The following is a 24610-nucleotide window of genomic DNA, read 5'->3' as shown; positions in this document are numbered from 1 at the left end:
GGTGCATCCGGGAGGATTCGAACCTCCGACCGCTCGGTTCGTAGCCGAGTACTCTATCCAGCTGAGCTACGGATGCAAATGGCGGTGAGGCGGGGATTCGAACCCCGGATGCAGCTTTTGACCGCATACTCCCTTAGCAGGGGAGCGCCTTCAGCCTCTCGGCCACCTCACCAACACGCCTCTTGCGAGTGCTTCGAAGAACTTGTTTCTGCTCATCGTCGCTGCGTGGCGCACATATTACTTTCTGGGACTTATAAGTCAAACAATTTTTCCAGAGCTTTTATCGTTTGCACATTTCACGCGCAATTAGTCTGCAAAAACGGCAAAAAGAGTGTTTTATCAACAGATAAATTGGCAGTTTCCTGCCGGCAATGTACAAACAGAAAATTCGCCGGGAACGGCAATATGCGTATGGGAAACGAGAAAACGAGAGAGTGAAGCAGAAAAGCGAAGAAAGAGGACAACTCAATCAGGTTGCGCCTCACCAGAAAGGTGAGACGCGAAAACCTTAGTAACTGGACTGCTGGGATTTTTCAGCCTGGATACGCTGGTAGATCTCTTCACGATGGACAGAAACTTCTTTCGGGGCGTTTACGCCAATGCGTACCTGGTTGCCCTTCACCCCTAAAACTGTCACGGTGACCTCATCGCCTATCATGAGGGTCTCACCAACTCGACGAGTCAGAATCAGCATTCTTTGCTCCTTGAAAGATTAAAAGAGTCGGGTCTCTCTGTATCCCGGCATTATCCATCATATAACGCCAAAAAGTAAGCGATGACAAACACCTAAGTGTAAGCAGTCACGGCATCACATTCTGTTAAACCTAAGTTTAGCCGATATACACAACTTCAACCTGACTTTATCGTTGTCGATAGCGTTGATGCAAACGCTGCGGATTGAAGCCCGCAGCGTCGACTTACGCTTATAGTTATTACAGTTTTGCGCTGACCCAGCCTTTCACACTGGCTAACGCTGCAGGCAGAGCCGCTGCATCCGTACCACCGGCTTGCGCCATGTCCGGACGACCGCCACCCTTACCGCCTACCTGCTGAGCGACCATACCAACCAGCTCCCCTGCTTTCACACGGTCTGTCACATCCTTAGACACACCAGCAATCAGAGAAACCTTACCTTCAACTACCGTTGCCAGAACGATAACGGTAGACCCCAGTTGATTTTTCAGATCATCAACCATGGTACGCAACATTTTCGGCTCAACGTCCGCGAGTTCACTGACCAGCAGCTTCACGCCGTTGATATCAACCGCTTTGCTGGAGAGATTTGCACTCTCCTGCGCCGCAGCCTGTTCCTTCAATTGCTGCAATTCTTTTTCGAGTTGACGCGTACGTTCCAGCACTGAACGCACTTTATCACCGATATTCTGGCTATCGCCTTTCAGCAGTTGCGCGATATCGCTTAAGCGATCGCTCTCAGCATGAACAGTTTGGATAGCGCCTTCACCGGTTACAGCTTCGATACGACGAACGCCCGCCGCAGTACCTGACTCAGACACAATGCGGAACAGACCGATATCACCCGTACGGCTGGCGTGAGTACCGCCACACAGTTCGGTAGAGAAATCGCCCATGCTCAGAACACGCACATGGTCATCATATTTCTCGCCAAACAGCGCCATTGCGCCTTTGGCTTTCGCCGCGTCGAGATCCATGATGTTCGTTTCAATCGGCAGGTTACGGCGAATTTGCGCATTCACCAGATCTTCAACGGCACGGATTTCAGCAGGCTTCATGGCTTCGGTATGAGAGAAGTCGAAGCGCAGCACTTTATCGTTAACCAGTGAACCTTTCTGTGCCACATGCGTGCCCAGTACCTGGCGCAGCGCCGCGTGCATCAGGTGCGTTGCGGAGTGATTCAAACGGATACGTGCACGACGAGCTTCATCCACATCAGCCTGCACTGCATCGCCAATTTTCAGAGAACCCGCAGACAGTTTGCCGATATGACCAATCGCCTGGCCATATTTTTGCGTGTCGCTCACGACAAACGCAAAGCCCGCACCTTTCAGTTCGCCCTTGTCGCCAACCTGACCACCAGATTCCGCATAGAACGGCGTCTGATCCAGTACAACAACAGCATCCTGACCAGCGTTAATGGCCTCTACCGCTTTACCATCGACAAACAACGCAGTCACTTTGCCGTTCAGCTCAAGATGCTCATAGCCTTTAAATTCTGAAGCGCCATCAACGCGAATCATCGCATTGTAGTCTGCGCCAAAGCCGCTGGCTTCACGCGCACGACGACGCTGTTCTTCCATTGCGGCTTCAAAGCCCGCTTCGTCAACCTTGATGTTGCGCTCGCGGCAAACGTCTGCCGTCAGGTCAACCGGGAAGCCGTAGGTGTCATACAGACGGAAGGCAGTTTCGCCATCCAGCGTATCGCCGGTCAGTTTTGCCAGTTCTTCGTCCAACAGTGCCAGACCACGCTCCAGCGTACGCGCGAACTGTTCTTCTTCGGTTTTCAGAACCTGTTCAACCATGGCCTGTTGACGCTTCAGTTCTTCACCAGCAGATCCCATGACTTCCACCAGCGGACCAACCAGCTTGTAGAAGAAGGTATCCTTCGCGCCCAGCATGTTGCCATGACGTACCGCACGGCGAATGATACGGCGCAGCACATAGCCACGGTTTTCATTCGACGGGACAACGCCATCGGCAATCAGGAATGCACAGGAACGGATATGGTCGGCGATAACGCGCAGCGATTTATTGCTCAGATCGGTCGCGCCGGTAACTTTCGCTACGGATTCAATCAGTGAGCGGAACAGGTCAATTTCATAGTTGGAGTTAACGTGTTGCAGCACGGCCGCAATACGCTCCAGACCCATACCGGTATCCACGGACGGTTTCGGCAGCGGTTCCATGGTGCCGTCAGCCTGACGGTTGAACTGCATGAAGACGATGTTCCAGATCTCAATGTAGCGATCGCCATCTTCTTCTGCGCTTCCCGGAGGGCCGCCCCAAATATGGTCGCCGTGGTCGTAAAAAATTTCGGTGCACGGACCGCAAGGACCGGTATCACCCATCTGCCAGAAGTTGTCGGATGCATAGGCCGCGCCTTTGTTATCACCAATGCGGATGATACGTTCGCGCGGAATACCGACTTCTTTTTCCCAGATTTCATAGGCTTCATCGTCAGTTTCATAGACGGTGACCCACAGACGTTCTTTTGGCAGGGCAAACCAGTTTTCACCGGTCAGCAGTTCCCACGCGTATTGAATGGCATCGTGTTTGAAATAATCGCCGAAGCTGAAGTTGCCCAGCATTTCGAAGAAAGTGTGGTGACGTGCAGTGTAACCGACGTTTTCCAGGTCGTTGTGCTTACCACCCGCACGTACGCAACGCTGCGAGGTAGTTGCGCGGGAATAATTACGCTTGTCGAGGCCAAGGAAAACATCCTTGAACTGGTTCATCCCGGCGTTGGTAAACAACAAAGTAGGGTCATTGTTTGGTACCAGGGAGCTGCTGGCAACTACCTGATGTCCTTTACTATGGAAAAAATCGAGAAACGCCTGACGGATCTCAGCGGTGCTCTTGCTCATAATTATCCTGAAGAAATCAAGCTAACGAAATGTCATTACCAGCATCGACACGTAAACTGCGCCTCTGGCAATCGAAAAGTGGGAATAAGATAAGTTTTCTTTACTGGGAAGTAAAATCCCGTATGCGCTCAATCGTCAAAATTTCGCCATATTGCCTGAATATCTTCCATCAGATAGCCGCGATAGAGCAAAAAACGCTGGACCTTTACCTTATCTGAAAAATCGACTGGTAAAGGTTCACCGTATTTACGGATTGCCTGCTCGCGCGCAAGGACTGCCCAGTCAATTTCACACTCGCGCATCGCCCGCTCGATAGCCTCACGCGAGATCCCTTTCTGGCTGAGTTCCTGCCGCACGCGCGCGGGTCCATAACCTTTGCGGCTACGGCTGGCAATAAACTGCTGAACGAAGCGGTCATCATCCAGATAATGACTTTCAATGCACCAGGCAATGACCTTGTCGTAATCTTCCGGGGAAGCATCAATGTCTTCCGGCCCTTGTTTGCCCATCACCGGCGCGGCCAGTTTACGCCGTAGTTCCTGCTCGCTGTGATCGCGCATTGCCAGAATACGCACGGCGCGGTCGAGCAGTCGGGAATAAGCGGATCGGCGGGAAGTTGCATCTGTCATAGTGAACCTTCAGAAATGCAAAAGGGCTGCATGATATGCAGCCCCTTACTATTATGCGATGTAAAACAGATTATCAGAAATCTTCGTTCGTTTCTGCTACGTCTGCACCACCGTCATCAACGGAGAAATCTGGCGTTGAATCCTGGTTATTGAGCAGTAACTCGCGCAATTTCTTCTCAATCTCTTTTGCGGTTGCCGGGTTTTCTTTCAGCCAGTTGGTCGCATTCGCTTTACCCTGACCGATTTTCTCACCGTTATAGCTGTACCATGCACCGGCTTTTTCAATCAGCTTCTCTTTCACGCCCAGATCAACCAGTTCGCCATAGAAGTTGATTCCTTCACCGTACAGAATCTGGAATTCAGCCTGTTTAAACGGCGCGGCAATTTTATTCTTCACGACCTTAACGCGGGTTTCGCTACCGACCACGTTGTCGCCCTCTTTCACTGCGCCGATACGACGAATGTCCAGGCGAACGGAGGCATAGAATTTCAGCGCGTTACCACCGGTAGTGGTTTCCGGGTTACCGAACATAACGCCAATTTTCATACGGATCTGGTTGATGAAAATCAGCAGCGTGTTGGACTGCTTCAGGTTACCGGCCAGCTTACGCATCGCCTGGCTCATCATACGCGCCGCAAGGCCCATGTGAGAGTCGCCAATCTCGCCTTCGATTTCCGCTTTCGGCGTCAGCGCCGCCACGGAGTCGACAACGATAACGTCAACCGCGCCGGAACGCGCCAGCGCATCACAAATTTCCAGCGCTTGTTCACCGGTATCCGGCTGGGAACACAGCAGGTTGTCGATATCAACGCCAAGCTTACGGGCATAGACGGGATCCAGCGCGTGTTCCGCATCGATGAACGCACAGGTTTTACCTTCGCGCTGTGCGGCGGCAATAACCTGCAGAGTCAGCGTCGTTTTACCGGAGGATTCAGGCCCGTAGATTTCGACGATACGGCCCATTGGCAAACCGCCTGCGCCCAATGCGATATCCAGAGAAAGCGAACCGGTGGAGATGGTTTCCACATCCATGGAACGGTCTTCACCCAGGCGCATGATGGAGCCTTTACCGAATTGCTTTTCGATCTGACCCAGCGCTGCCGCCAACGCTTTCTGTTTGTTTTCGTCGATAGCCATTAATTACTCCTGTCATGCCGCTTTCGGGGTAAACCGCGAAACGTGAAAGATAATGTTCTGTTGAGGCAATTATACTGTATGCTCATACAGTATCAAGTATTTTGTAGAAATTGTTGCCACAGGGTTTGTAACGCATAGGCAGTCGCCTGCCGACGTATCGCATCGCGATCGCCGCTGAAGCATTCCCTGCGCGTCACGCCCTCGCCGCTTGCGCTGGCAAAGGCAAACCACACCGTACCTACAGGCTTTTCCTCACTGCCGCCATCCGGCCCCGCAATGCCGCTGATCGAGATCGCAAAATGCGCGCGGGCCGCTTTTAACGCGCCAATCGCCATTTCCACGACAACAGGCTCACTCACCGCGCCATGCTGGGCCAGCGTCTCTTCGCGCACGCCGATCATCTGCGCTTTGGCTTCGTTACTGTAGGTCACAAACCCGCGTTCAAACCAGGCGGAGCTGCCAGCAATATCCGTAATGGCTTTGGCCACCCAGCCGCCGGTGCAGGATTCTGCCGTCGTAACGGTCGCCCCACGCGCTTTCAGCGCCAGGCCAACCTGCTCGCTTAACTGCATCAGTTCACTGTCGGTCATTTCAGCCTCTGTCAGTTAAAAAATATGCCGGACAAGATAGCACTTTCACAACCAATGTGGGGATGGGGAGAACGTTTTACGAGGGGGATTCCAAAAATTGATCCGTTGCATAAATAAGACCTGCCGGATGGCGATGTCAGAGCATCTTATCCGGCCTACCAGCGATATCTTCCGGTAGGCCGGGGCGCGATTACTGTACGCGCGCCAGCGCGACCGCCTGACCCAATTGCCACACGGCCATCGCATAATGCGTACTGTGGTTGTAGCGGGTGATCGTGTAGAAGTTCGGCAGTCCGTACCAGTACTGATAACCGGTGCCAATGTCCAGGCGCAGCAGGCTGGCCTGCTGATGATTCCCCAACGACTGCTGCGGCGTCAGTCCCGCGGCGGCAAGCTGTGAAATGCTGTACTGGGTTTTAAAGCCGTTCGCCAGCCCAGGCGCCTGACCATTCGCCGGCACCGCGACCGTATCGCCTTTCACCCAGCCGTGGCCTTTAAAATAGTTCGCCACGCTACCGATGGCATCGACCGGATCCCACAGATTAATGTGCCCATCGCCATTGAAATCGACCGCATATTCTTTATAGGAAGACGGCATAAACTGGCCGTAGCCCATCGCACCGGCGAAGGAACCTTTCAAATCGAGCGGATCATCGCTTTCATCTCGTGCCATCAACAGGAACGTTTCCAGTTCGCCAGAGAAGTATTCCGCACGACGAGGATAGTTAAAGGACAGCGTCGCCAGCGCATCCAGAATTCGCGTTTTACCCATCACGCGGCCCCAGCGCGTCTCCACGCCAATAATACCGACGATGATTTCCGGTGGCACGCCGTAGACCTGCCACGCACGGTTCAGGGCATCTTCATATTGATTCCAAAAGGCCACGCCGTTTTGCACGTTGTCTGGTGTGATGAACTGCTTGCGATAACGCAGCCACGCGCCGTTAGGTCCGGCTGGGGGTTGAGTCGTCGGCGCCTGACGGTCCATCAGACGTAATACCGAGTCCAGCCGCTTGGCCTGCGACAGGATCTCCTGCAACTGCTGACGGTCAAAGCCGTGCTTGTTCACCATCTTCTCGATGAACTGTTGCGCGTTCGGGTTATTGGCAAAATCGCCGCCCGTTAGCATGACATTGTGCTGTGGCTCAAGCAGGAAGCCGCCGGAAGGCGTACCCGTAGTCGTTTGAGTCTCTGAAGGTTTAGGTTTGCTGCTACAGGCAGCAAGCAATACGAAAAGGGGAAGTAACGCTACATAACGACGCTTGAACATGAGACATCCATTAAACAAATTCAGCCTGGGAGAAGTATGGTAAAGCATCCTCCGCCATACAAGGAAGCAGTAGTCGCTCTGCTTCACAGAATTTCCCCCCGCTTGCACTTCCGACCGTCACATTTGCGAGCACTTACGCAATAACTTTCAAATTAAAATATTTATCTTTCATTTTGAGATCAAAATAACACTTTTAAACCTTTCGATCTGATTAAAATTAACTACCGTTTGGCAAGGTAACTAAAAACCCCTACAGGAGAGAATAATGATCGACACCATCACACTCGGTGCTGAGTGGTTTATCGGGCTGTTCCAGAAAGGCGGAGAGGTGTTTACCGGCATGGTGACCGGTATTCTTCCCCTGCTGATTAGCCTGCTGGTCATCATGAATGCGCTGATTAACTTTATCGGCCAGCAGCGTATTGAACGTTTTGCCCAGCGCTGCGCCGGAAACCCACTGTCCCGCTATCTGCTGCTGCCGTGCATCGGCACATTTGTGTTTTGTAATCCGATGACGCTGAGCCTGGGCCGCTTTATGCCAGAAAAGTACAAACCCAGCTACTACGCTGCGGCCTCTTATAGCTGCCATTCCATGAACGGCTTATTCCCGCACATCAACCCCGGCGAGCTGTTTGTCTATCTGGGGATCGCCAGCGGCCTGACGACGCTGGGGCTTCCGCTTGGCCCGCTGGCGGTGAGCTATTTGCTGGTCGGCCTGGTGACCAACTTCTTCCGCGGCTGGGTGACCGATTTCACCACCGCCATTTTCGAGAAAAAAATGGGTATTCAACTTGAGCAGAAAGTTCATCTGGCGGGAGCAACATCATGACGCGTATTCGTATTGAAAAAGGCACCGGCGGCTGGGGCGGCCCGCTTGAACTGGATGCCGTACCGGGCAAGAAAATTGTCTATATCACTGCCGGGACTCGCCCTGCGATTGTCGACAAACTGGCGAACCTGACCGGTTGGCAGGCCGTTGATGGTTTTAAAGAGGGCGAACCGCCAGAGAATGAAATTGGCGTGGCAATCATCGACTGCGGCGGCACGCTGCGCTGTGGGATCTATCCCAAACGTCGCATACCCACGGTAAATATTCACGCCACGGGGAAATCCGGTCCGCTGGCGCAGTACATTGTCGAAGATATCTATGTCTCTGGCGTGAAAGAAGAAAACATTACCGTGGTCGGCGAAGCATCCGTTGCGCCAACGCCTGCAAGCAGCACGATTGGTCGCGAGTACGACACCAGTAAAAAGATTACTGAACAAAGCGATGGTCTGTTGGCAAAAGTCGGGATGGGCATGGGATCGGCCGTTGCTGTCCTGTTCCAGGCCGGTCGCGACACTATCGATACCGTTCTGAAAACCATTCTACCGTTTATGGCGTTCGTCTCGGCGCTGATCGGCATCATCATGGCTTCTGGTCTGGGAGACTGGATAGCCCACGGTCTCGCACCGCTCGCCAGCCACCCGCTGGGACTGGTGACGCTGGCGCTGATTTGCTCTTTCCCGCTGCTGTCGCCTTTCCTCGGCCCTGGAGCGGTCATCGCTCAAGTTATCGGGGTGTTGATCGGCGTACAGATTGGCTTGGGGAACATTCCTGCGCATCTCGCGCTACCGGCCCTGTTTGCCATTAATGCGCAAGCGGCATGCGATTTTATTCCGGTGGGATTATCACTGGCCGAAGCGCGTCAGGACACGGTCCGCGTCGGCGTGCCATCCGTACTGGTAAGCCGCTTCCTGACCGGCGCGCCTACCGTACTCATCGCCTGGTTTGTTTCCGGCTTTATTTACCAATAAGAGGCACTCAAAAATGACCGTGATTTATCAAACCACCATCACCCGTATCGGCCAGAGCGCCCCGGACGCACTCTGCGACCAAATGTTGATCACCTTTCGTGAAGGTGCGCCAGCGGATATCGAAGAGTTTTGCTTCATCCATTGCCACGGAGAGCTGAATGGCGCTTTGCAAGCTGGGCTCCAGTTTGAGCTAGGCCAGCATCACTACCCGGTCACCGCCGTTGGCAGCGTGGCGGAACATAACTTACGTGAACTGGGGCATATCACCCTACGTTTTGACGGACTCAGCGAAGCGGAATTCCCAGGCACCGTCCACGTGGCGGGCCCCGTACCGGACGATATCGCACCGGGCTGTATTTTGAAGTTTGTTGCTTAAGATTAAAGGAGAAAAAGATGAATCAGGTTGCCGTTGTCATTGGTGGAGGCCAGACCCTGGGGGCATTCCTTTGCCGTGGGCTTGCGACAGAAGGATACCGCGTCGCGGTGGTGGATATTCAAAGCGATAAAGCCGCCATCGTCGCGCAGGAGATTAACGCCGAGTTTGGCGAAGGCACAGCGTACGGTTTTGGTGCTGATGCCACCAGCGAACAGAGCGTACTGGCACTGTCACGCGGAGTGGATGAAATATTCGGTCGCGTCGACCTGCTGGTTTACAGCGCAGGTATCGCTAAAGCCGCGTTTATCAGCGACTTTCAGCTTGGGGATTTCGACCGCTCGTTGCAGGTGAATTTGGTCGGTTACTTCCTCTGCGCCCGTGAATTCTCGCGCCTGATGATCCGCGATGGCGTTCAGGGACGCATTATCCAGATCAACTCCAAATCAGGGAAAGTAGGCAGTAAACACAATTCGGGCTACAGCGCGGCAAAATTTGGCGGCGTGGGTTTAACCCAATCGCTGGCGCTGGATCTGGCGGAATACGGTATTACCGTCCATTCGCTGATGCTCGGCAACCTGTTGAAATCACCGATGTTCCAGTCATTATTGCCGCAATATGCGACCAAGTTGGGCCTCAAGCCGGATGAAGTAGAGCAGTATTACATTGATAAGGTTCCGCTCAAGCGCGGCTGCGATTATCAGGACGTGCTGAACATGCTGCTGTTTTATGCCAGTTCGAAAGCGTCTTACTGCACCGGACAATCGATTAACGTCACCGGCGGTCAGGTGATGTTCTAAGAGATATGATTGCCCGGTGGCGCTGCGCGTACCGGGCCTACGAATATTATGTAGGCCGGATTGGGCGCAGCCGCCATCCGGCTAAATCAAAGGAGCGCATTATGGTTTCCGCACTGATTACCGTCGCCGCTATCGCCTGGTGCCTGCAACTGGCGCTCGGCGGCTGGCAGATATCCCGCTTTAACCAGGCGTTTGACAAACTCTGCCAGCGGGGCCGGGTTGGCGTGGGTCGTTCCGGCGGACGGTTTAAACCGCGCGTGGTCGTCGCCATCGCGCTTGATGAGCAACAGCGGGTTACCGATACGTTATTTATGAAAGGTCTTACCGTATTCGCCAGACCAGAAAAAATTGCCACGATAATGGGCAAACATCTTGATGATTTACAGCCTGATGTGATCTTTCCCCATGATCCACTATCGCAGAATGCACTATCATTGGCGCTTAAACTGAAACATGGATAATTTCGTTGTGAATGCTAATAGCTTGCGAAATTATCATTTTGCAACCTATACCCTAAATAATTCGAGTTGCAGGAAGGCGGCGACGCAGCGAATTCCCAGGAGCGTACATAAGTACGTGACTGGGGTGAGCGAGGAAAGCCAACGCACATGCAGCTTGAAGTATGACGGGTAAATATATAAGTCAGGGTAATCACGCCTATGAAACCTCGTCAGCGTCAGGCTGCCATACTGGAGCACCTGCAAAAGCAGGGAAAATGCTCGGTTGAAGAACTGGCCCACTACTTTGACACGACCGGCACAACCATTCGCAAAGATCTGGTCATTCTGGAAAATGCCGGAACCGTTATTCGTACCTATGGCGGCGTAGTGTTGAACAAAGACGAATCCGACCCGCCCATCGATCACAAAACCCTAATTAACACGCATAAAAAAGAGCAGATCGCCGAAGCCGCCGTCCGTTATATCCATGATGGTGATTCCATCATTCTGGATGCGGGCAGCACCGTATTGCAGATGGTGCCGATGCTTACCCGCTTTAGCAACATCACCGTCATGACCAACAGTCTGCACATTGTTAATGCTCTTTCTGAGCTGGACAACGAGCAAACCATCCTGATGCCAGGCGGGACCTTTCGCAAAAAATCTGCGTCATTTCACGGTCAGTTGGCAGAAAACGCCTTTGAGCAGTTCAGCTTTGATAAACTCTTCATGGGTACCGACGGCATTGACCTCAATGCCGGCGTGACCACCTTTAATGAGGTGTTTAGCGTCAGTAAAGCGATGTGCAATGCCGCTCGCGAAGTGATTCTGATGGCCGACTCCTCAAAATTTGGGCGTAAAAGCCCTAACGTTGTGTGCAGTCTGGAAAGCGTCGACAAGCTGATAACCGATGCGGGTATCGACCCTGCATTTCGTCAGGCGCTGGAAGCAAAAGGGATTGAAGTAATCATAACCGGAGAAACCAATGAGTGATGCACTACTGAACGCGGGCCGTCAGACGTTAATGCTGGAACTACAGGAAGCCAGCCGACTGCCAGAGCGACTGGGCGATGATTTTGTCCGCGCCGCCAATACGATCATCCACTGTGAAGGCAAAGTCATTGTCTCCGGGATTGGCAAATCAGGCCATATTGGTAAAAAAATTGCTGCGACCCTCGCCAGTACCGGCACCCCAGCCTTTTTTGTGCATCCCGCTGAAGCCCTGCACGGCGACTTAGGGATGATTGAAAGCCGCGATGTGATGCTGTTTATCTCTTACTCCGGCGGCGCGAAAGAGCTGGATCTCATCATTCCGCGCCTGGAAGACAAATCCGTCGCCCTGCTGGCAATGACCGGAAAACCGACCTCGCCGCTGGGTCTGGCGGCCAAAGCCGTGCTGGATATTTCTGTTGAACGTGAAGCCTGCCCGATGCGCCTGGCGCCGACCTCCAGCACCGTGAACACGCTGATGATGGGCGACGCGCTGGCAATCACCGTGATGCAGGCGCGCGGCTTTAACGAAGAAGATTTTGCCCGCTCGCATCCGGCCGGTGCGCTGGGCGCTCGTCTGTTAAATAAAGTGCATCACCTGATGCGTCGTGACGATGCTATTCCGCAGGTGAAGCTCACCACCAGCGTTATGGACGCGATGCTGGAACTCAGCCGCACGGGCCTTGGTCTGGTGGCAGTTTGTGACGACGCATCGCTGGTGAAAGGCGTCTTTACCGACGGCGACCTGCGCCGCTGGCTGGTTAGCGGCGGCGCGCTCACCACGCAGGTTAGCGAAGCTATGACCCATAATGGTATTACGCTACAGGCGCAGAGCCGCGCGATTGACGCCAAAGAGATCCTGATGAAGCGCAAAATCACTGCCGCACCGGTGGTAGATGAAAACGGTAAACTCACCGGCGCTATCAACCTGCAGGATTTCTATCAGGCCGGTATCATCTAATCCTTCAACCCCAGGCGTTTCGCCAGCCGGTGCAGGTTGGCGACGTCTGTTTCCAGCGCCCGCGCACTTGCCGCCCAATTGTGATTATTTTGCGCCAATGCCCGGCGGATCATCTCCCGCTGAAATGTCTCCGTGGCCTCACGCAAATTGTGATGTTGCGGGATCTCTGCCACGACGTCCGGCTGCGGTACAGGGCTTTCATCCTGCAAAGCAAAATGCTGCGCCTCCAGTACCACTTCATCCCCGGCTCTGGTTGCCCTTGCCAGAACGACTGCCCGGTGAATGGCATGCTCCAGTTCACGCACGTTTCCAGGCCAGCCGTAGTTCAGCAGATGGTTACGCGCACCCGGGCTTAACACTACGCGGGAAAGTCCCAGCCGCAGCCGACATTGCTCGCAAAAATAGCCCGCCAGCAGTACCACATCTTCACCGCGCTCACGCAGGGGCGGCACCGAAAGCGGAAAAACGCTCAGACGATGGAACAGGTCGGCGCGGAAATTCCCGGCCAGCACCTCTTCTCGTAAATCACGATTGGTCGCCGCCAGTACGCGCACGTCAACGCGCAGGCTGCGATCGTCCCCCACACGCTGAATATCGCCATACTGCAATACGCGCAGCAGCTTGGCCTGCAGCGCCAGCGATAGCTCACCAATCTCGTCGAGAAACAGCGTGCCGTTATCCGCCATTTCAAACTTACCGCTACGATTACTGATAGCCCCGGTAAAAGCCCCTTTTACGTGACCAAAAAGTTCGCTTTCCGCCACGCTTTCGGGCAACGCCGCGCAGTTGAGATACACCAGCGGATTTACCGCACGCGGCGAACCTTCATGAATCGCTTTGGCTACCAGCTCCTTCCCGGTCCCGGTTTCGCCGCTGATTAATACGTTGAGATCGGACCCGGCAACAATCTCAATCTCTTTTTTCAACTGCATCATATTGGGCGACAGACCAATCATCTGCGTTTCCGTCACCTGCTCGAAGGCCGTCGACGAACCCGGCAGCATATTCTGGCTTTCCAGTTGTTCAATCAGCAACGCATTACTCAGCGCCCCCGCCGCCAGGGCAGAGATCAGCCTAAGCTCTTCATCGCTGAAGACATCGAACTGATCGGGCTCCATACCATCCAGCGTTAACGCGCCAATCAGGTTTTGTCCGGCAAACAGCGGCAACCCGATGCAGGCATGCACCTTCAGGCTCTCCTGACCCGGGATTAACCCGTCATAAGGATCGGGCAGATCGCTGTCGGCAGGAAAACGTACCACGTCCCCGGCGCGGGCAATCGCCTCCAGCCGCGGATGTCCCTCCAGCGTGAAACGGCGGCCCAACACATCCTGCGCCAGGCCATCGATAGCCAGCGGGATAAACTGTCGTGACTCGTAGCGCAGCAGTGCCGATGCGTCGCACTCCAGCACCTGGCGCAAAGTCGTGATCAGCCGCTGAAAACGGTCCTGATGTCCGATACCGCTTTGTAATTCGATGGCGATACCCGCCAGCACATCTACTGAAAAGCTCATGGCAACCTCATTGTCATTTTGACAATTAATATTGTCATATTGACAATGAAATAAACAGTCATTTTGACTACCACCTTATAGGCAATAAATAATAAACCATTAAAAATCAAATGATTAAAAAGTTGGCACACAACCTGCAATAAGCAAAACATCTTTTTTAGAAAAACGCTGAATTAATTGAGGTTGCTATGTCTATTCTGGTTAAAAATAACATTCATTGGGTTGGCCAACGTGACTGGGAAGTGCGCGATTTCCACGGCACTGAATACAAAACGCTGCGCGGCAGCAGCTACAACAGCTATCTCATCCGTGAAGAAAAAAACGTGCTGATCGATACAGTAGACCACAAGTTTAGCCGTGAATTCGTACAGAACCTGCGCAGCGAAATCGACCTCGCGGATATCGACTACATCATCATTAACCACGCGGAAGAAGACCACGCTGGGGCGCTGACCGAACTGATGTCCTGTATCCCGGACACGCCAATCTACTGCACCGCTAACGCGATTGATTCCATCACCGGCCACCACCATCATCCGGAGTGGAACTTCAACGTGGTGAAAACCGGTGATTCTCTGGACATCGGCAACGGCAAACAGCTGATCTTTGTTGAAACGCCGATGCTACACTGGCCTGACAGCATGATGACCTACATGACCGGCGATGCGGTACTGTTCAGTAACGACGCCTTCGGCCAGCACTACTGCGACGAACGCCTGTTCAACGACGAAGTTGACCAGACCGAACTGTTCGAACAATGCCAACGCTACTATGCCAACATCCTGACCCCGTTCAGCCGTCTGGTCACGCCGAAAATCACTGAAATCCTCGGCTTCAATCTGCCGGTCGATATGATTGCCACCTCCCACGGCGTGGTATGGCGCGAAAACCCAACGCAGATCGTTGAGCTGTACCTGAAATGGGCGGCCGATTATCAGGAAGACCGCATCACCATCTTCTACGACACCATGTCCAACAACACCCGCATGATGGCGGACGCCATTGCTCAGGGCATCAACGAAGTTGACCCGAACGTGGCGGTGAAAATCTTTAACGTCGCCCGTAGCGACAAAAACGAAGTCCTGACCAACGTCTTCCGCTCTAAAGGCGTGCTGGTCGGTACCTCCACCATGAACAACGTGATGATGCCGAAAATCGCCGGACTGGTGGAAGAGATGACCGGCCTGCGTTTTCGTAACAAACGCGCCAGCGCCTTTGGTTCTCACGGCTGGAGCGGCGGCGCAGTAGACCGCCTGTCCACCCGCTTACAGGATGCGGGTTTTGAGATGTCGCTGAGCCTGAAGGCGAAATGGCGTCCGGATCTGGATGCGCTGGAACTGTGTCGTCAGCATGGTCGTGAAATTGCACGTCAGTGGGCGCTTGCTCCGCTGCCGGAAACGGTGGTGAAAGCGGCAACCAAAGAAGAAGAGTGCGCCTGTGCCGCTGCGGCTGCCGCTGACCTTGGCCCAAGCATGCAGTGCAGCGTGTGTCAGTGGATTTACGATCCAGCAAAAGGTGAACCGTTGCAGGATGTCGCGCCAGGTACCCCATGGAGCGACGTGCCGGATAACTTCCTGTGCCCGGAATGTTCATTAGGTAAAGACGTCTTCGACGTACTGGCAACGGAGGCAAAATGAGCCACGGAATTGTCATTATTGGTTCGGGCTTCGCCGCCCGCCAGTTAGTCAAAAATATCCGTAAGCAGGATGCAACTGTTCCGTTGACCCTGATTGCCGCTGACAGCATGGATGAGTACAACAAGCCCGATCTCAGCCACGTTATCAGTCAGGCACAGCGTGCAGACGACCTCACCCGCCAGTCGGCGGGGGAGTTTGCCGAACAGTTTAACTTGCGCCTGTTCCCCTACACCTGGGTGACCGACATCGATGCCGATACCCACATCGTGAAAAGTCAGGACCAACAGTGGCAGTACGACAAGCTGGTGCTGGCGACGGGGGCTTCAGCCTTTGTGCCTCCTGTTACCGGGCGTGAGTTAATGCTCACATTGAACAGCCAACAAGAATACCGCGCCTGTGAAACCCAACTGCGTGATGCCCAGCGGGTACTCATTGTCGGCGGTGGTTTGATTGGCAGTGAGCTGGCGATGGATTTCTGCCGTGCCGGTAAAGCGGTAACGCTTATCGACAACGCCGCCAGCATTCTGGCCTCGCTGATGCCACCGGAAGTCAGCAGTCGCTTACAGCATCGTCTGACCGATATGGGTGTGCATCTGCTACTGAAATCGCAGCTTCAGGGTCTGGAAAAAACTGAATCGGGTATTCGCGCCACGCTCGATCGCAGCCGCAGCGTAGAAGTCGATACGGTGATCGCCGCCACCGGTCTGCGCGCGGAAACAGCGCTGGCGCGTCGCGCCGGATTGAACATCAATCGTGGCGTCTGCGTCGACAGCTATCTGCAAACCAGCCACCCGGACATTTATGCGCTCGGCGACTGTGCGGAAATTAATGGTCAGGTCCTGCCGTTCCTGCAGCCGATTCAACTGAGCGCCATGTATCTGGCGAAAAACCTGCTCGGCGGCAATGCTCCGCTGAAGCTGCCTGCCATGCTGGTAAAAGTTAAAACGCCGGAACTGCCATTGCATCTGGCGGGGGAAACCCAGCGTCGCGATCTGAACTGGCATATTGCTGCTGAAGCGCAAGGTATGGTGGCCAGAGGAATGAACGACGAAGGCCAGCTATGTGCGTTTGTCGTCAGTGAAGACCGTATGAAAGAGGCCTTTACGCTGCTGAAAACGTTGCCCATGTAAGTTTGTGATGCCGGATGGCGGCGCTCCGCGCCTTATCCGGCCTACGAGCAAGCATCTATTTGTAGGCCGGATAAGGCGCAGCCGCCATCCGGCATCTTACCCTTCCGCTTACGCCCGCGCCGCGGCAATCACGCCCTGCCCCAGCGATAATCCCCCGTCGCCCGCCGGTAAACGCTGCGGGAACAGTAAGGTAAAATCAGCCAGATAAAATGCCAGCCGCGATGACAACAAACGGTTATGCATCACGCCGCCGCTGAAAACTAACGTCTTAACGCCACGCGCGTCGGCCTGCTCACGCATCAGCGTGGCAAACCCACACGCCAGCGCATCATGAAACGCCCACGCTCTTGCTGCAGGCGCGCCCTGCCAGTTCAGCCATTGCTGCCAAAAAACAGCCAGGTCAAGTTCATTACCTTGCAAGGGGATTGTTACCGGATGCTCAATGCCTTCACATTGCGATGCCAGCGCCTCCAGCGCGCAGGCGGCCTCGCCTTCATAGCTCAGCGAAGTCGGTGCGCACTGGAGCGCGGCGGCAACGGCATCAAAAAGCCGTCCGCACGATGACGCCAGCGGCGCATTGATCCCCCGCTCAATGGCGCGTGCCAGCACGCCCCAGTTTTGCTGTTGCAGCGCCGATGTTTCCGGGAATCGCTGCCAGTCAGGGACAAAACGCAGACACTGCGCGAGCAGGTTACGCCACGGCTGTTTTGCCGCCAGATCGCCGCCCGCCAGCGCGACCGCGGGTAAGCCGCCGAGGTGTTCGCATTCACGATAGTTGACCCGCAAACACTCTCCGCCCCACAGCGCGCCGTTTTCCCCCATACCGATACCGTCTACCGTCAGAGCAATCACGTCGCCACCGTCCAGCGGCCAGCCGTGCTCGGCCATACACGCAGCGGCATGCGCATGGTGGTGCAGCACCGTTTCGGTCGGCAGATTCATCTCACTGGCCCACTGGCTGGAAACATAGCCGGGGTGCGCGTCATGCACGATACGCTGTGGCGTAAAGTCATAAATATTCTGGATCAGGCGCAGCGCATCACGCCACTGCTGCTGAATGCCGTCATCGCTGAGATCGCCCAAATGCTGGCTGATAACCGCCTGTTCGCCACGCACCAGGCAGAAGGTATTTTTTAGATCCGCACCTAAACACAGCATCGGCGGCACGTCACGAAAACCCGGCGGCAACGCGACCGCATCCGGCACGTAACCTCGCGAGCGACGCAGCATTTCCCCGCTTTCACGCACCACGGAGTCATCCATGCGCTGCACAATTTCACGGTTATGCAGCAGGAAACCGTCGGCAATCTCGCGTAAATCTTCCAGCGCCTGCGCGTTGGTAATCGCTGGCGGTCTGCCGCTGAGGTTGCCGGAGGTCATTACCAGCGGGCAATTCATCTCTTGTAACAGGAGATGCTGCAACGGATTCGCTGGCAGCATGACGCCAACTTCCGTTAACCCTGGCGCAATTCCCTCGCTCAATGCCGTTACACAGTGTTTTTGCACCAGCACGATTGGCGCGGCAGGGGTGGTTAACAAACGACGTGCGGCTTCAGGCAGTCCGTCGTCAGCAGGCAACATCACCGCCAACGGTTTAGCCGGTCGATGTTTACGCAAGCGGAGCAGCGCCACTGCGTCATCATTTCGCGCATCGCAGACCAGATGAAAACCGCCAATACCTTTCACAGCGACAATGCCGCCCGCTTTTAGCAACGCCACCGCCGCCTGCAGCGCCTCTTCTTTTTCCGCTCGCTCACCCGCGCTTAGCCACTCAAGATGTGGGCCACATTGCGGGCAGGCAACAGGTTGGGCGTGAAAGCGACGGTCATAGGGATCGCGATACTCTGTATCGCATTGCGCACAGAGAGGGAAGGACGCCATCACGGTAAACGGACGGTCGTAGGGCATGGCGCGGATAATCGTAAAACGCGGGCCACAATGAGTACAGTTGATAAAGGGGTAGCGATAGCGACGTTCGCCGGGGGTGTTCATTTCAACAAGGCATTCGGGGCAGGTCGCGGCGTCCGGGACAATTTGCGTATTCATCGTACCGCCAGCACTTTGGCGAATCGAGAAATCGGCAGGCTGCTGCGTCCAGGCGAATGGTTCGCTCTCAATGCTATCAATGCGCGCCAGCGGCGGGCAATGTTGATTCAACTGAGCAATAAACTCCGCCGGATCTTCCTGCAAACGCACCACCACACCGTCCCCGTCGTTGCACACGTCGCCATGCAGTTGCAGGCGCTGCGCCAGTTGCCAGACGAAGGGGCGAAACCCGACGCCCTGTACCTTGCCGCGAATACGCAGCTGTACGCCGGAGTGGTTGTTGATTGTCATTATGTCCTTCCCGCAGTCATCTATCCCGGTTTGCCGGATGGCGCTACGCTTATCAGGCCTACGTGGATGCGAACAGTAGGCCGGATAAGGCGAAGCCGTCATCCGGCATAAGTACTACCGTATTTTACGCGGATTTTTAGCGATCAGAACAGCAAAGATGCGGTGGAGTCCAGCGCCGCGCGACGGCGTTTTTCAGCGCTCAGCTGCTCAAGCTTATTGCGATCCACATAAATCAGCGCGTGAGTCGGGCAGACTTCCATACAGGCAGGACCCGCTTCACGGTGGTGGCACAGGTCGCACTTGTTGGCTTCGGCTTTTTCTGCACGAACGTTCAGGCCCGCGCCGCTGTTACGCACAACCGGACGCACAACAACTTCCATTGCACCATAAGGACACGCCACCACGCAGGTTTTACAGCCAATGCAGCGTTCCTGCATCACGTGGACAAAGCCTTTATCACGGCTGATCGCACCGTTCGGACAGACGTTAGCGCACGGCGCGTCTTCACACTGGCGGCACAGCGTCGCCGTGGAGACGTTAACGCCTTTGATGACGTGAATGCGGGGTAAAAAGGTTTCAGGGGTCAGCGATGCGCAGTCCTGGTTATCCTGATGGGATACCACGCAGGCCACTTCACAGGTACGGCAACCAATGCATTTATTGGCGTCTGCAATGATGAAACGGTTCATCAATTTCTCCAGCAATGACAGATTATCTGCCGAAGCATTCACGAATCGTGCCAAATTTTAATATACTGTTATTAAAGGTTTTTTATTTTAATGGATGCGAGAATGGTATGTCATCGTCACTAGTGACGATGACAAATGACAGCCGTCAGCGCGAAACGAACGGCGCAACAGAGTCGCGCTGAATGAGTTCCCCGGTGAAGATTTTTGGCGGTGTAAATGCCCCGTCACCCAGCATAAATATCAGGCGGCCAATCGTTTCCTGGATCATTTCCGTCACCGGAATTTTGACGCTGGAAAGCGCCGGAATAGTGTATGGCGCGAGGGCGATATCATCGAAGCCAATCACCGACACTTGTGCAGGCACGCGGACACCCTGCTCATGCAACTGCTTCATCGCACCTATCGCCATATCGTCATTGCTGGCTACCAGTGCGGTAAAATTGACCTTGCGTGAAAACAGCGTATCAACCCCCGCCGCACCGCAGGCCGGCGTCCACCTTCCATTGACAATCAAATCGTTATTCACTGGGATGCCATGCGCAGCCAGCGCGTCTTTATAGCCTGAGAGTCGTTCCACGCCGGTGGGTGAATCCATCGAGCCGGTAATAAAACCAATCTCCTGGTGCCCGGCGGCAATCAACTGCGCAACGGCGTTAAAGCTGGTTTGTTTTTGATCGCACCAGACGCTGTGGCTACTGTTTTTACGCAGCCGTCGATTAAGCACCATAATCGGCTGGGTGTGAGCATCAATGATCTCGTCTATTTCATCCACGCTGAGAAAACGCGGATAGATCATAATCGCGTCACAGCGCAGGTCGAGTAAGTACTGGATCGCCTGGCGCTCTTCCTCTGCGCTGTGCTTACCATCAGCCAGCAACAACTGCCGCCCCTTATCCTCCGCCATCCGCGCGGTGTGAAACAGCAGCTCGCTGAAATAGACACCATGATAAAGGGTATTGGTCACCACCAGACCCAGCGTCTGCGTGGTCTTCGCTGCCAGGCTGCGCGCCAGTAAATTAGGGCGGTAACCACTCTCTTCAATGGCCTGAAACACGCGGTCTTTAGTCTCCTGGCTAACGTAACCATTCCCGGAAAGCACCCGGGAAACCGTCGCTTTCGACACGCCGGCCCGCTTCGCTACCTCCAGCATCGTGGTCATAGTACTCATCCCTTTTCTCTTAATGTGACGCAGTGTACTGCACCGTTTCGCCGCTGTCCTTGCTGCTAAAACACAGCGCCTGATATCTGGTGATCATCATCACAATTATAAAAACAATGAAAATTAAATCTTGTTCAAAGCACATAAATTAAACATGATTTTGTGGAACCGGTTTCCTATCTGAGTTTCATCAACTCAGAAACGCGACCAACGCAAACGGATAAAACATAACGTACCCTACTGATAAAACAGGATTAAATCCGATGTCCAAGAATTATGCAGCGCTGGCGCGCTCCGTTGTGACGGCTCTGGGAGGCGTCGACAACATCACAGCAGTGACTCACTGCATGACCCGTTTGCGTTTCGTTATCAAAGATGATGCGCAGGTCGATAGCGCAACGCTGAAAACGCTCCCTGGCGTGCTGGGCGTAGTACGTAACGATAATCAGTGTCAGGTGATCATCGGTAACACCGTTTCGCAGGCGTATCGTGAAGTTGTCAGCCTGCTACCTGCCAACATGCAGCCTGCTGAGCCGCAAACCAAACCCCGGCTGACGCTGAAACGGATTGGCGCGGGGATCCTCGATGCGCTGATCGGCACGATGTCACCGCTGATCCCGGCAATTATCGGTGGATCAATGCTCAAGCTGCTGGCAATGGTTCTGGAAATGACCGGCGTACTGGTGAAAGGATCGTCCACACTCACCATTTTGACCGTTATCGGCGACGGCGCATTCTTCTTCCTGCCGCTGATGGTCGCCGCTTCGGCAGCCATTAAATTCAAAACCAACATGTCACTGGCCATCGCCATTGCGGGTGTGCTGGTCCATCCCAGCTTTATCGATCTGATGGCAAAAGCCGCGCAGGGTGAACATGTTGAGTTCGCACTGATCCCGGTGACGGCGGTCAAATATACCTACACGGTGATCCCGGCACTGGTCATGACCTGGTGTCTGTCATACATCGAACGTTGGGTGGATCGTATCACGCCGGCCGTGACCAAAAACTTCCTCAAACCGATGCTGATCGTGCTGATCGCCGCCCCGCTCGCGATCGTTTTAATCGGCCCGATAGGTATCTGGATCGGTAGCGCAATTTCAGCGCTGGTCTATACCATTCACGGCTATCTCGGCTGGCTGTCTGTCGCCATTATGGGCGCATTGTGGCCGCTGTTGGTGATGACGGGTATGCACCGCGTATTTACACCCACCATCATCCAGACCATTGCCGAAACCGGTAAAGAAGGCATGGTGATGCCCTCTGAAATCGGCGCCAATCTGTCGCTGGGCGGTTCATCGCTGGCGGTGGCATGGAAAACCAAAAACCCGGAACTGCGTCAGACGGCCTTAGCGGCCGCCGCGTCAGCCATCATGGCCGGTATTTCCGAACCCGCACTGTACGGCGTGGCGATCCGTCTGAAACGCCCACTGATTGCGAGCTTAATCAGCGGCTTTATCTGCGGCGCCGTGGCCGGCATGGCAGGACTGGCGAGCCACTCCATGGCGGCCCCTGGCCTGTTCACCAGCGTCCAGTTTTTCGATCCGGCTAATCCAATGACCATTGTCTGGGTGTTTGGCGTGATGGCGCTGGCGGTCGTGCTTTCCTTTGTATTAACACTGATTCTCGGCTTTGAAGATATTCCTGTCGAAGATGCTGCCGCGCAGGCCAGAAAAAATCAGGCCGCACAACCGGGCAATATCAATGGAGCCAGCATTTGACTGGCATGAACTGAGGTTAACTATGTCTGTTTTTCCGCAAGGATTTTTATGGGGCGGCGCACTGGCCGCCAACCAGTCTGAAGGGGCATACCGGGAAGGCGGCAAAGGGCTGACCACCGTCGATATGATCCCCCATGGCGAACACCGGATGCCCGTTAAACTGGGTCAGGAGAAGCGCTTTACGCTTCAGGATGATGAATTTTATCCCAGCCATCAGGCGATCGACTTTTATCATCGCTATAAAGAAGATATCGCGCTGATGGCGGAAATGGGGTTTACGGTTTTTCGCACCTCAATAGCCTGGAGTCGTCTCTACCCTAATGGCGACGAACTGGTGCCTAATGAAGAAGGTCTCGCTTTTTACCGGGCCGTTTTTGCCGAGTGTAAAAAATACGCTATTGAGCCGTTAGTCACGCTATGTCACTTCGATGTGCCAATGCACCTGGTTACCGAGTACGGCTCCTGGCGCAACCGCAAAATGGTGGAGTTCTTTACCCGTTACGCCCGTACCTGCTTTGAGGCCTTTGACGGTCTGGTGAAGTACTGGCTAACGTTCAACGAAATCAACATCATGCTGCACAGCCCTTTTTCGGGGGCCGGGCTGGTGTTTGAAGAGGGTGAAAATCAGGATCAGGTGAAATATCAGTCCGCCCACCACGAACTGATTGCCAGTGCCCTGGCGACGAAAATCGCCCATGAAATTAATCCGCAAAACCAGGTCGGCTGCATGCTGGCGGGCGGTAATTTCTATCCTTATTCCTGTAAACCAGAAGATGTGTGGACCGCGCTGGAAAAAGACCGCGAAAACCTGTTCTTTATTGATGTGCAGGCGCGCGGGGCTTATCCCGCCTACTCCGCCCGTGTGTTTCGCGAAAAGGGCGTGGTGATAGACAAAGCCGCGGAAGATGACGACATCCTGAAGAACACCGTCGATTTCGTCTCGTTTAGCTATTACGCCTCGCGCTGCGCCTCCGCTGACATGAACACCGGCAACACCAGCGCAGCCAACGTAGTGAAATCACTGCGTAATCCGTACATTGCCGCCAGCGAATGGGGCTGGGGTATCGATCCGCTTGGCCTGCGCATCACCATGAATATGATGTATGACCGTTATCAGAAGCCGCTGTTTCTGGTGGAAAACGGGCTGGGGGCGAAAGATGAAATGGATGCCAACGGCGAGATCAATGACGACTATCGCATTCGCTATTTACGCGAACACATCCGCGCCATGGCTGACGCCATTGAGGATGGTGTGCCGCTGATGGGGTACACCACCTGGGGTTGTATCGATCTGGTTTCCGCCTCAACCGGCGAGATGAGCAAGCGTTACGGTTTTGTGTATGTGGACCGGGACGATGCGGGCCAAGGCACGCTGGCGCGTACCCGCAAAAAATCATTCTGGTGGTACAAAAAAGTGATCGCCAGTAACGGGGGCGATCTGGCGTAATCCCGCAGCCGGAGGGGTCTGTAATCCTCCGGCAGATCACGTATTTTCATTTCATGAATTGCATTCCAAATGTGGAATCTTCCTTCCAGTTTCCGGTTTGCCCTTGTGCATTTTTACTGGCATTTTATTCAGTAGTTTTTACTTTTATCCGTTCACCACAAGGAAGCGTTCATGTCTGATGAAAATGGCACAACAGCAGTGGTTATCACCAAACCCGTACGCCGTTTGAAAGTGGGCTATGTCAGAAAACGCCATGAAGATCGTAACACGGGTTTCACGCTCCGTATCAGTCAGCATGCCTCGCTAACGCTGAACGGCGACTGGCTGGAACAAGCGGGATTCCCTACCGGGACGGCAGTGAATGTTTCGGTGATGCAGGGGAAGTTAATTATTGAGCAGGCAACGGAAGAACAGAGAGTGTGAGGCTCAAA

The 24610-nt window shown here is 54.3% G+C and carries 22 protein-coding genes and 2 tRNA genes; 12 read left to right on the top strand and 12 right to left on the bottom strand.

Features of this window, described 5'->3' with window-relative positions; all coding sequences use genetic code 11:
- Nucleotides 1-2: 2 nt before the first annotated feature.
- From ACVXHP_RS11985 to mltB, 8 genes are all read right to left on the bottom strand, one after another.
- Nucleotides 3-76, bottom strand: a tRNA-Arg gene (locus ACVXHP_RS11985).
- Nucleotides 77-79: 3 nt separating this feature from the next.
- Nucleotides 80-172: transfer RNA gene (locus tag ACVXHP_RS11980), tRNA-Ser, on the bottom strand.
- A gap of 336 nt (nucleotides 173-508) precedes the next feature.
- Complete coding sequence (csrA, locus tag ACVXHP_RS11975) at nucleotides 509-694, bottom strand: carbon storage regulator CsrA (RefSeq protein WP_000906486.1); 186 nt, start codon at nucleotides 692-694, stop codon at nucleotides 509-511.
- Nucleotides 695-932: 238 nt separating this feature from the next.
- The gene (gene alaS, locus ACVXHP_RS11970; RefSeq protein WP_200009227.1) at nucleotides 933-3560 is read right to left on the bottom strand and encodes an alanine--tRNA ligase; all 2628 of its coding nucleotides are present in this window, start codon (nucleotides 3558-3560) and stop codon (nucleotides 933-935) included.
- A gap of 128 nt (nucleotides 3561-3688) precedes the next feature.
- Nucleotides 3689-4189: a recombination regulator RecX gene (gene recX / locus ACVXHP_RS11965; RefSeq protein WP_085048877.1), complete on the bottom strand. Its 501-nt coding sequence runs from the start codon at nucleotides 4187-4189 to the stop codon at nucleotides 3689-3691.
- 73 nt (nucleotides 4190-4262) lie between these two features.
- Nucleotides 4263-5327 (bottom strand): recombinase RecA, encoded by a 1065-nt coding sequence (recA, locus tag ACVXHP_RS11960; RefSeq protein WP_042310549.1) that lies wholly within the window; start codon nucleotides 5325-5327, stop codon nucleotides 4263-4265.
- 92 nt (nucleotides 5328-5419) lie between these two features.
- Entirely contained in the window at nucleotides 5420-5917 is a 498-nt protein-coding gene (gene pncC, locus ACVXHP_RS11955) for a nicotinamide-nucleotide amidase (protein ID WP_447571520.1), read from the bottom strand.
- 190 nt (nucleotides 5918-6107) lie between these two features.
- Entirely contained in the window at nucleotides 6108-7187 is a 1080-nt protein-coding gene (mltB, locus tag ACVXHP_RS11950; RefSeq protein ID WP_038633043.1) for a lytic murein transglycosylase B, read from the bottom strand.
- Between the two features lie 265 nt (nucleotides 7188-7452).
- On the opposite strand from mltB, the gene srlA reads away from it, so the two are divergent.
- From srlA to gutQ, 7 genes are all read left to right on the top strand, one after another.
- Nucleotides 7453-8016 (top strand): PTS glucitol/sorbitol transporter subunit IIC, encoded by a 564-nt coding sequence (gene srlA / locus ACVXHP_RS11945; RefSeq protein ID WP_003825953.1) that lies wholly within the window; start codon nucleotides 7453-7455, stop codon nucleotides 8014-8016.
- Nucleotides 8013-8984, top strand: coding sequence for a PTS glucitol/sorbitol transporter subunit IIB (srlE, locus tag ACVXHP_RS11940; protein WP_200009229.1), 972 nt, complete (start codon nucleotides 8013-8015; stop codon nucleotides 8982-8984). The genes srlA and srlE overlap by 4 nt, the downstream gene beginning before the upstream one ends.
- Nucleotides 8985-8997: 13 nt before the next feature.
- Nucleotides 8998-9360 carry a PTS glucitol/sorbitol transporter subunit IIA gene (srlB, locus tag ACVXHP_RS11935; RefSeq protein WP_447571519.1) on the top strand — a complete coding sequence of 121 codons (363 nt, stop codon included), beginning with the start codon at nucleotides 8998-9000 and terminating at the stop codon, nucleotides 9358-9360.
- 17 nt (nucleotides 9361-9377) lie between these two features.
- The gene (gene srlD / locus ACVXHP_RS11930; RefSeq protein ID WP_447571518.1) at nucleotides 9378-10157 is read left to right on the top strand and encodes a sorbitol-6-phosphate dehydrogenase; all 780 of its coding nucleotides are present in this window, start codon (nucleotides 9378-9380) and stop codon (nucleotides 10155-10157) included.
- Between the two features lie 101 nt (nucleotides 10158-10258).
- The gene (gene gutM, locus ACVXHP_RS11925; RefSeq protein ID WP_447571517.1) at nucleotides 10259-10618 is read left to right on the top strand and encodes a transcriptional regulator GutM; all 360 of its coding nucleotides are present in this window, start codon (nucleotides 10259-10261) and stop codon (nucleotides 10616-10618) included.
- Between the two features lie 198 nt (nucleotides 10619-10816).
- Complete coding sequence (gene srlR, locus ACVXHP_RS11920; RefSeq protein ID WP_006687181.1) at nucleotides 10817-11590, top strand: glucitol operon DNA-binding transcriptional repressor SrlR; 774 nt, start codon at nucleotides 10817-10819, stop codon at nucleotides 11588-11590.
- Nucleotides 11583-12548 (top strand): arabinose-5-phosphate isomerase GutQ, encoded by a 966-nt coding sequence (gutQ, locus tag ACVXHP_RS11915; RefSeq protein ID WP_447571516.1) that lies wholly within the window; start codon nucleotides 11583-11585, stop codon nucleotides 12546-12548. The genes srlR and gutQ overlap by 8 nt, the downstream gene beginning before the upstream one ends.
- Here the strand turns inward: gutQ and norR are convergent.
- Nucleotides 12545-14062, bottom strand: coding sequence for a nitric oxide reductase transcriptional regulator NorR (gene norR / locus ACVXHP_RS11910; RefSeq protein WP_200009233.1), 1518 nt, complete (start codon nucleotides 14060-14062; stop codon nucleotides 12545-12547). The two genes, gutQ and norR, sit on opposite strands and share 4 nt — an antisense overlap.
- A 188-nt stretch (nucleotides 14063-14250) precedes the next feature.
- Here norR and norV point away from each other — a divergent pair, with 188 nt between their 5' ends.
- The gene (norV, locus tag ACVXHP_RS11905; RefSeq protein ID WP_137365356.1) at nucleotides 14251-15699 is read left to right on the top strand and encodes an anaerobic nitric oxide reductase flavorubredoxin; all 1449 of its coding nucleotides are present in this window, start codon (nucleotides 14251-14253) and stop codon (nucleotides 15697-15699) included.
- Complete coding sequence (gene norW, locus ACVXHP_RS11900; RefSeq protein ID WP_447571515.1) at nucleotides 15696-16829, top strand: NADH:flavorubredoxin reductase NorW; 1134 nt, start codon at nucleotides 15696-15698, stop codon at nucleotides 16827-16829. The genes norV and norW overlap by 4 nt, the downstream gene beginning before the upstream one ends.
- A 108-nt stretch (nucleotides 16830-16937) precedes the next feature.
- Here the strand turns inward: norW and hypF are convergent, their stop codons facing one another.
- From hypF to ACVXHP_RS11885, 3 genes are all read right to left on the bottom strand, one after another.
- Nucleotides 16938-19166, bottom strand: a complete 2229-nt coding sequence (gene hypF / locus ACVXHP_RS11895) for a carbamoyltransferase HypF (RefSeq protein ID WP_447571514.1) — start codon at nucleotides 19164-19166, stop codon at nucleotides 16938-16940.
- A 143-nt stretch (nucleotides 19167-19309) separates the two neighbouring features.
- Nucleotides 19310-19855: an electron transport protein HydN gene (gene hydN / locus ACVXHP_RS11890; protein ID WP_003037366.1), complete on the bottom strand. Its 546-nt coding sequence runs from the start codon at nucleotides 19853-19855 to the stop codon at nucleotides 19310-19312.
- Nucleotides 19856-20000: 145 nt separating this feature from the next.
- On the bottom strand, nucleotides 20001-21014 hold the full coding sequence (locus ACVXHP_RS11885; protein ID WP_447571525.1) for a LacI family DNA-binding transcriptional regulator: 1014 nt from the start codon (nucleotides 21012-21014) through the stop codon (nucleotides 20001-20003).
- 263 nt (nucleotides 21015-21277) lie between these two features.
- On the opposite strand from ACVXHP_RS11885, the gene ascF reads away from it, so the two are divergent.
- The 3 genes from ascF (at nucleotide 21278) to ACVXHP_RS11870 (ending at nucleotide 24602) form a co-directional block, all read left to right on the top strand.
- Nucleotides 21278-22732 (top strand): PTS cellobiose/arbutin/salicin transporter subunit IIBC, encoded by a 1455-nt coding sequence (gene ascF / locus ACVXHP_RS11880; protein WP_137371073.1) that lies wholly within the window; start codon nucleotides 21278-21280, stop codon nucleotides 22730-22732.
- Nucleotides 22733-22754: 22 nt separating this feature from the next.
- Nucleotides 22755-24179: a 6-phospho-beta-glucosidase gene (locus ACVXHP_RS11875; protein WP_447571513.1), complete on the top strand. Its 1425-nt coding sequence runs from the start codon at nucleotides 22755-22757 to the stop codon at nucleotides 24177-24179.
- Between the two features lie 171 nt (nucleotides 24180-24350).
- Nucleotides 24351-24602 carry a SymE family type I addiction module toxin gene (locus ACVXHP_RS11870; protein ID WP_200009237.1) on the top strand — a complete coding sequence of 84 codons (252 nt, stop codon included), beginning with the start codon at nucleotides 24351-24353 and terminating at the stop codon, nucleotides 24600-24602.
- The last annotated feature ends 8 nt before the right edge of the window (nucleotides 24603-24610 follow it).

This window comes from Citrobacter freundii complex sp. 2025EL-00176, from assembly GCF_053309355.1.
This window is presented reverse-complemented; position numbering and strand designations above follow the sequence as displayed.